The sequence below is a fragment of the Oceanobacillus saliphilus genome (genome assembly GCF_023522835.1).
Taxonomy (GTDB): domain Bacteria; phylum Bacillota; class Bacilli; order Bacillales; family Amphibacillaceae; genus Oceanobacillus; species Oceanobacillus saliphilus.
Window position 1 is genome coordinate 202,281 of sequence record NZ_JALCZU010000007.1, and the last position, 6,920, is coordinate 209,200.

Annotated in this window: 5 protein-coding genes; 2 read left to right on the top strand and 3 right to left on the bottom strand. The window is 38.0% G+C overall.

All coding sequences use genetic code 11. The features are described from left to right. Window positions 1-49 precede the first annotated feature (49 nt). A complete protein-coding gene (locus MN204_RS13190) occupies window positions 50-976 on the bottom strand; it encodes a ring-cleaving dioxygenase (protein WP_249871548.1) in 927 nt (308 codons plus the stop codon). A gap of 132 nt (window positions 977-1,108) precedes the next feature. Continuing rightward, window positions 1,109-2,047 (bottom strand): ring-cleaving dioxygenase, encoded by a 939-nt coding sequence (locus MN204_RS13195; protein WP_249871549.1) that lies wholly within the window; start codon window positions 2,045-2,047, stop codon window positions 1,109-1,111. 1,098 nt (window positions 2,048-3,145) lie between these two features. On the opposite strand from MN204_RS13195, the gene MN204_RS13200 reads away from it, so the two are divergent. Together MN204_RS13200 and MN204_RS13205 are read left to right on the top strand one after the other, a co-directional pair. Further along, on the top strand, window positions 3,146-4,546 hold the full coding sequence (locus MN204_RS13200) for an MFS transporter (RefSeq protein WP_249871550.1): 1,401 nt from the start codon (window positions 3,146-3,148) through the stop codon (window positions 4,544-4,546). 61 nt (window positions 4,547-4,607) lie between these two features. Beyond that, a complete protein-coding gene (locus tag MN204_RS13205; protein WP_249871551.1) occupies window positions 4,608-5,795 on the top strand; it encodes an amidohydrolase in 1,188 nt (395 codons plus the stop codon). Between the two features lie 114 nt (window positions 5,796-5,909). Here the strand turns inward: MN204_RS13205 and MN204_RS13210 are convergent. Next, on the bottom strand, window positions 5,910-6,920 hold a 1,011-nt coding region (locus MN204_RS13210), incomplete at its 5' end, for a metal ABC transporter solute-binding protein, Zn/Mn family (protein ID WP_249871552.1).

Sequence of the window (6,920 nt, forward strand, 5' to 3'; positions counted from 1 at the left end):
ATTATTTTTTCGGAAAACAAGGCTATCCCAGGTTTATCTGATCCTCTTCCTAGTTAACTTCGATTGGAGGCAATATCTCTTCCAATTCTTTCCTTTTTGCTTCAAACCAGCTTGGCAGCATAAGCTTGGTTCCAAGTTCATCCGGTGCTTCATCAACCGCAAACCCTGGTGGATCTGTTGCTATCTCAAACAAAATGCCACCTGTTTCCTGAAAGTAAAGTGCTTTGAAATAATTACGATCCTTAACTTCCGTTGGTTGAAACCCTTTTGTTTCCACGCGATTTCTCCATTCTTGAAGTTCTGCTTCATCCTTCGCTCTCCATGCGATATGATGAATTGTTCCTGCACCCGCAAGACCGCGTACAGATGGGGATAGCTTGATATCAATCACATTCCCTAACGACGCTTCCGTTTTAAAGCGTAAGTAATCTCCCTCTTGTGTTACAAATTCCATGCCTAATAGATTCTCTAATACGTTAACGGTTTGATTTGGCTGTGCAGAATATAAAGTCGCTCCACCGAATCCTCTGATTGTATGTTCTTGTTCGATTTCATCTGTACTCCAATTGTTTTCTGAAACCACATCTCGTTCTACCAACTCCAATTGTAACCCATCTGGATCGTTAAATTGAATATATGTCTCATTAAAACGAGACTCAAAGGTAAAAGGAATACCTTCATTTTCCAATCTCTCTTTCCAAAATTCCATGGCACCTATCGGAATAATGTAGCTGGTCGTTCCTACTTGTCCACTACCTATCCGTCCCTTAGCAAGTTTAGGCCAAGGAAAAAAGGTAATGATGGTTCCTGGATCTCCTGATTCATTGCCGAAGTATAAGTGATATACTTCAGGTCGGTCAAAGTTTATCGTTTTTTTAACCAGTCTTAATCCCAATACTCTGGAATAGAAGTCAAAGTTCACTTGTGGATCATTAACAATTGCTGTAATGTGATGAATTCCCGATGTTCTTATCATAAAATTCACTCCATTCCATTTTTGTCTCACTATTAATTGTACTTCGCCAAAAAGGTATAGATTTCGGAAGGATAATAACGTTTTTCCCATTCGTTATTGTCTCTAAGTTTAAAGCAAAGTAATTAGATTTCCTTACTTATCCAGATTCTTCATTTCTATCGGGATTAAAGCTTTTTCGAGTTGATCACGGTGCTGTTCATATTGTAATGGGAGTTTCAATTCTTCCCCCATTGTTTCATAAGACTCATCATGGGCAAACCCTGGTGTATCCGTTGCAATTTCAAACAGAATTTCACCATGTTCTTTAAAATAAATGGCATTAAAATAGTTTCTGTCTCGAACTGCTGTTACTCCATAGCCTTGATCACTAACATGTTTCTGCCAATCTAGTTGATCTTCATCATCTTTGGCACGCCATGCAATATGGTGAACCGTTCCTACGCCCATTTGTCCGCTTCCGATTGGAGTCCGTTTTACATCAATGGTATTTCCAATATCACCATAGGATTTAAAGCGAATTAAGTCTTCTTCCTCGCCGACTTTTTCAAGTCCCATGACATCTTGTAGTGTTTCCCCAGTTTTTTCTGGATTGGTGGATAATAGGATCGCCCCACCGAACCCTTTAATCGCTACTTCAGGTGTCACATCACCATGTGTCCAATTATTCTGTTCTCCATCTTCCCGCTCTACAAGTTCCAGTTGCAAGCCGTGGACATCTGCGAATTCTAAATAGGTTTCACCAAATCGCTCGGTTTTATTGAATTCGATATTAAATTTAGTTAATCTATTTTCCCAGAAATTAATCGATCCCACTGGAATGATGTACGTGGTGACACCTACTTGTCCACCGCCAATTTTCCCTTGATATGCACCAGCCCATGGGAAAAAGGTAATAATGGTACCTGGTTTTCCGCCATCATTGCCAAAGTAAAGATGATACGTACCAGGATCATCAAAGTTAACTGTTTTTTTAACAAGCCGTAGCCCTAAAACTCCTGCATAAAAATCTACATTTTCCTGTGGATGGCCCACAATTGCTGTAATATGGTGAATACCTGCTGTTTTTTTCATTTAAATTCTCTCCTATCAATTTATTTTATTCTTCGTTTCTAAAGGAACGTTACATACTCATCAACTAGTTTACGATATCCTCTTGGTTTTTTACTTTCTACTTTTTCTTTGTCGATGGTTATTAACATAACCGGATCATATTGATTACTTATTCCTGGCACCTTTTTTATTTGTGGTTTCGTAACAGCAATATCGTTCGCATGCTACAGATTAAATGTTGTCGGTCCCAGTTTTACCATTTTAAAAATAGCCTCTAAATCTTTCCCACTAATCGGGGTATCAGGCAAAAGTTACTTGTTGAGCGTCTATACTGTCCCACTCTTCCAACTTCAGTCAATGTACTTTTCCCTTAATTTGATGATGTCATGCTTAAACTTATTGGTTATTCTTGTTTATTAAATTTCTTATATTTAATTAAGATATCTTTAATTAAATATATTATCCCATGTAATTTAACAGGTGTCAACTATTTATTTCAATTAATACTTTAACAAAATCAGCAACATCCCTATTTTGCCAGAAAATGATTCGATTAGATGTCTGCAACCAGTAGCGTTTGGTAACTCTAAATAGTTGTAAGGAACCGTTGAATAAGAATTCAAATTCATGCCACAAAAGATAATCCCTCAACTACAAGCAATTTATTTTCATCAAAAAACTCTCCCATTTAACTCATTATTATTTGGCATGTCATTTATCCAATCCGCTTCAGATTTTCTTAAGCCATTTTCTATCAAGATACAAATTCTATCCATTTTTCTAGCTTTCAAATTCGATTTCAGTCTTTATCATTTTTTCATCAAACGTTTGATCAATGTTTGCTCTTAATAATTCTTAGCTAATTCACTACTTTCAGAATAAAAATATCGAATGAAATGCTTATTTATTTTAGTAACATTTTCATCAATACCTTGTTTAAAAGGGATCATGGGTATCAGCTTATCTAAATGAATATAGAAAAAATATAATAAAAGTTTGATGAGCTAAAAACAATCGCACAAAAGAGCATTTCTATCCCGTTCATAATTCGTAAAAAAATGCTAACACTAAGGTTTATGATTATCCGATATGAATTTTATAAAAAAGGAGAGTTTCACCATGGATACAGCATACAAAGGAACGAATAAGTTGATAATAGGGATTGTTTTTGGGGTTATTACCTTTTGGCTATTTGCACAGTCAATGGTTAATATTGTACCAGCGGTTCAAGCCGATCTAGGTGTTACATTAGGGACAATCAACATAGCAATTAGTCTAACTGCTTTATTCTCTGGAATGTTCATTGTTGTTGCAGGGGGATTAGCAGACAGATTGGGACGTAAGAAAGTTACGTATGTAGGTTTAATCTTAAGCATAATTGGCTCTTTATTGCTTGTGTTAGCTACTGGTTCCATTTTATTGATTATCGGACGTGTGATACAAGGATTATCAGCAGCCGCTATTATGCCTGCAACGATTGCATTAGTAAAGGAGTACTTTGACGGGGCAGACCGTCAACGGGCATTAAGTTATTGGTCCATTGGTTCATGGGGTGGTTCTGGTTTATGTTCTTTCTTCGGAGGGGCTGTAGCAACAACAATGGGCTGGAAGTGGATTTTTATCATCTCTATAGTCTTCGCGCTATTAGCAATGTGGTTAATTAAAGACACACCTGAAAGCAAAGCAGAATCAACAGAAACATTTAAATTTGATTATGGTGGCTTAGGAATATTTATAGTGACGATGCTCGCTTTAAATTTATTTATTACACAGGGTGCAAGCTTCGGTTGGACAAGTCCGTTAATTATAGGATCTGCAGTAATAACAGTCGCTGGGATTTTTATCTTTATTAAATATGAGGCGAGACGTAAAAATGCGCTTATCGATTTCAAAATGTTTAAAAGCAAACCTTATACAGGTGCAACTGTTTCCAACTTCTTATTAAATGCAGTTGCAGGTACATTAATCGTTGCGAATACGTATGTACAGGTTGGACGTGGATTCTCAGCGCTTCAATCAGGAATGTTGTCACTCGGATATCTTGCAGCAGTACTCGCAATGATACGTGTAGGTGAAAAATTAATGCAACGAACAGGCGCCAGAAAGCCGATGGTTTGGGGTACCATATTAACATTAATCGGTGTAGGTGTTATGGGACTTACCTTCTTGCCAGATTTGATCTATACCATTATTGTTTTCGGTGGATTTATCCTATTCGGTTTAGGTTTAGGAATGTATGCAACACCTTCAACAGATACGGCCGTATCCTATGCACCTGAAAATAAAGTTGGGGAAGCTTCCGGAATATATAAAATGGCAAGCTCACTCGGAAATGCATTTGGTGTAGCAATATCAGCAACGGTTTATAGTACGATAACCGTATTTAGCAGTGTAGAAGTAGCAGCAACTGCAGGAATTTTTGTTAATGTAATCTTTGCAGTCTTATCATTAATTTCAATCTTAATCCTGATTCCAGCTAGTACCGGACAAGTGAACAAGGGGCCCAGACTGGGTTCATGACCGGGTGGCGTAACGTAATAAAAAAGTAAATCTAAAATGCATTGAAAAGGAGACAGTTTAAATGAGAAGTAAATTGATGGAAATGTTAGAAGCTCGCAAAGATGAAATGATTGAAATTCGCCGCTATTTGCATGAGAATCCTGAGCTTTCTTTTGAAGAAGTGAAAACGGCTAGCTATATTGCCGACTTTTATAAAGGAAAAGATGTAAAAGTAGAAACAAATGTAGGTAATGGGCATGGCATCATCGTAACTATTTCCGGGGGCAAACCCGGAAATACAATTGGGTTAAGAGCAGATTTTGATGCGCTTCCAATTACGGAAGAAGCAGACGTTCCATTTAAATCAAAAAATGAAGGAGTCATGCATGCGTGTGGTCATGATGCCCATACAGCATACTTACTCATACTCGCTGATTGTTTGATTCAACTTAAAGAAGAGTTGAACGGTACGATAAAACTTATTCATCAGCATGCTGAAGAGGTACCACCAGGCGGTGCGAAAAGCATGATGGAATCAGGTATGTTAGACGATTTAGATGCGGTATTCGGTATTCATGTGCTGCCGATGGATCCAGCTGGTGTAGTTGGCTATCGTAGTGGCTATGCATTTAACGGAAGATCATTTTTCAAATTGAAAATACAAGGGACAGGCGGTCATGGCTCGTCTCCACATAAAGCAAATGATTCCATCGTAGTCGGCGCCCACTTTGTAACAGTTGTTCAAACCATCATCAGTCGCAGGTTAAACCCAATGGATACTGGGGTTGTCACAATCGGCTCTTTCGACGGTAAAGGTACTTTCAACGTGATAAAAGATAGTGTAGAGCTTGAAGGTGATATCCGTTACATGAGCACAGAAAGCCAACAGGTTATTGAAACGGAATTTAAGCGAATCGTAAAAGGGATTGAAGTGGAATTTGGCGTTGAATGTACACTGGAATACAAGGCTGACTACCCACCATTATATAACAACCCGGAATATACCGAAATGGTTGCCGAGAGCTTGAAAAATGCCAACGATAAAGATATTAAAGAAGTTAAAGAATATCCAGCATTGTCACCATCCGAAGACTTTGCTTATTATTTGGAAAAAATACCTGGCAGCTACTTTTTTATCGGATGCACACCAAAAGGAGTAGAAAAACCTTATTTCAATCACCATCCGAAATTTGATATTGATGAGGATGCGATCCTTGTCGCAGCAAAAGCAGTCGGACATGTCGTTTGTAGTTATTTTGAAAAAAATTAAAAATGACAGGGCTATCTCAAAAGTAGGAAATTTTGAGATAGCCCTTTCCTGTTGCAGGTTGAATTATTTTTTCAGTTTTGACTTGTTTAACTGCTAAAATGCCTTCTTTCGCAACTATTTCGTTACTTGGTCAAGTATTTCTAAGTTATATTTCATTAAGGAAATATAATCTTCATGATTGTTGATATCTTCATCTGTAAGTACAGATAGGTTGTGAATAGTTAAGGCTTCAGCGCCAATTTGTTCTTGAATAACCTCTGAAAGTCGATTTGGGCTGTTTTGTTCATAAAGAATATAATCCAGATTATGTTCTTCAGCTTTGTCAATGACCTCGGTTAATTGCTTTTGTGATGGCTCTTGACTAGAAGATAGTCCACTGATTGCAATCTGTTCGATACCATAGCGCTCCTCCCAATAACCGTAAGCTGCATGTGGCACAATAATATGTTTGTTTTCTTTCATCTCTAATAGCTCTGAAAATTCTTCATCCAATGCAAGGAGTTCTGCTTCTAATGCATCGTAATTCGCATTGTAATCAGCCTTTGCATCTGGATTTAATGCAATCATCTCGTCTTTAATGATGCGAGATATTTCAATCATCCGTAGTGGATCAATCCAAAGATGTGGATCGTGATCGCCAGTATGGTCATCTATTGCAATGATAACAGGTTCAGATTCCGCTAGTACATCGTGGTTTTCATCAAAAAGGATAGCTTTAATCTGCTGTCCACCGATAGTGGCTGCCCCTTCATAGGTATCTGTTCCATTATCTGGTACGGTTTCCCATTCCGCAGCACCAGGATCTAACGTATACCAGTGCCAAACGTCATAATCGGATTCTTCATTATAGATGGCTGTTAATTGAACAGAATCACCCGTGTGATAATGTTCAGCAAATCCATCAATGCTAATCGAGCCTCTATCTTCACTGCGTTTATGGTTAGTGTCATCATGGCTATGTTCATCATTATTATGATTATGATTTTCTTCATCGTGCTCGTGGTTATCATGCCCATGATTATGCTCTTCTTCATCGTGCTCGTGGTTATCATGCCCATGATTATGCTCTTCTTCATCGTGCTCGTGGTTATCATGCCCATGATTATGCTCTTCTTCATCGTGCTC

What these genes read in the sequence shown, in the direction of transcription:
- MN204_RS13190 (WP_249871548.1), bottom strand. Translation starts at nt 976, where the DNA reads ATGATAAGAACATCGGGAATTCATCACATTACAGCAATTGTTAATGAT.
- MN204_RS13195 (WP_249871549.1), bottom strand. Translation starts at nt 2,047, where the DNA reads ATGAAAAAAACAGCAGGTATTCACCATATTACAGCAATTGTGGGCCAT.
- MN204_RS13200 (WP_249871550.1), top strand. Translation starts at nt 3,146, where the DNA reads ATGGATACAGCATACAAAGGAACGAATAAGTTGATAATAGGGATTGTT.
- MN204_RS13205 (WP_249871551.1), top strand. Translation starts at nt 4,608, where the DNA reads ATGAGAAGTAAATTGATGGAAATGTTAGAAGCTCGCAAAGATGAAATG.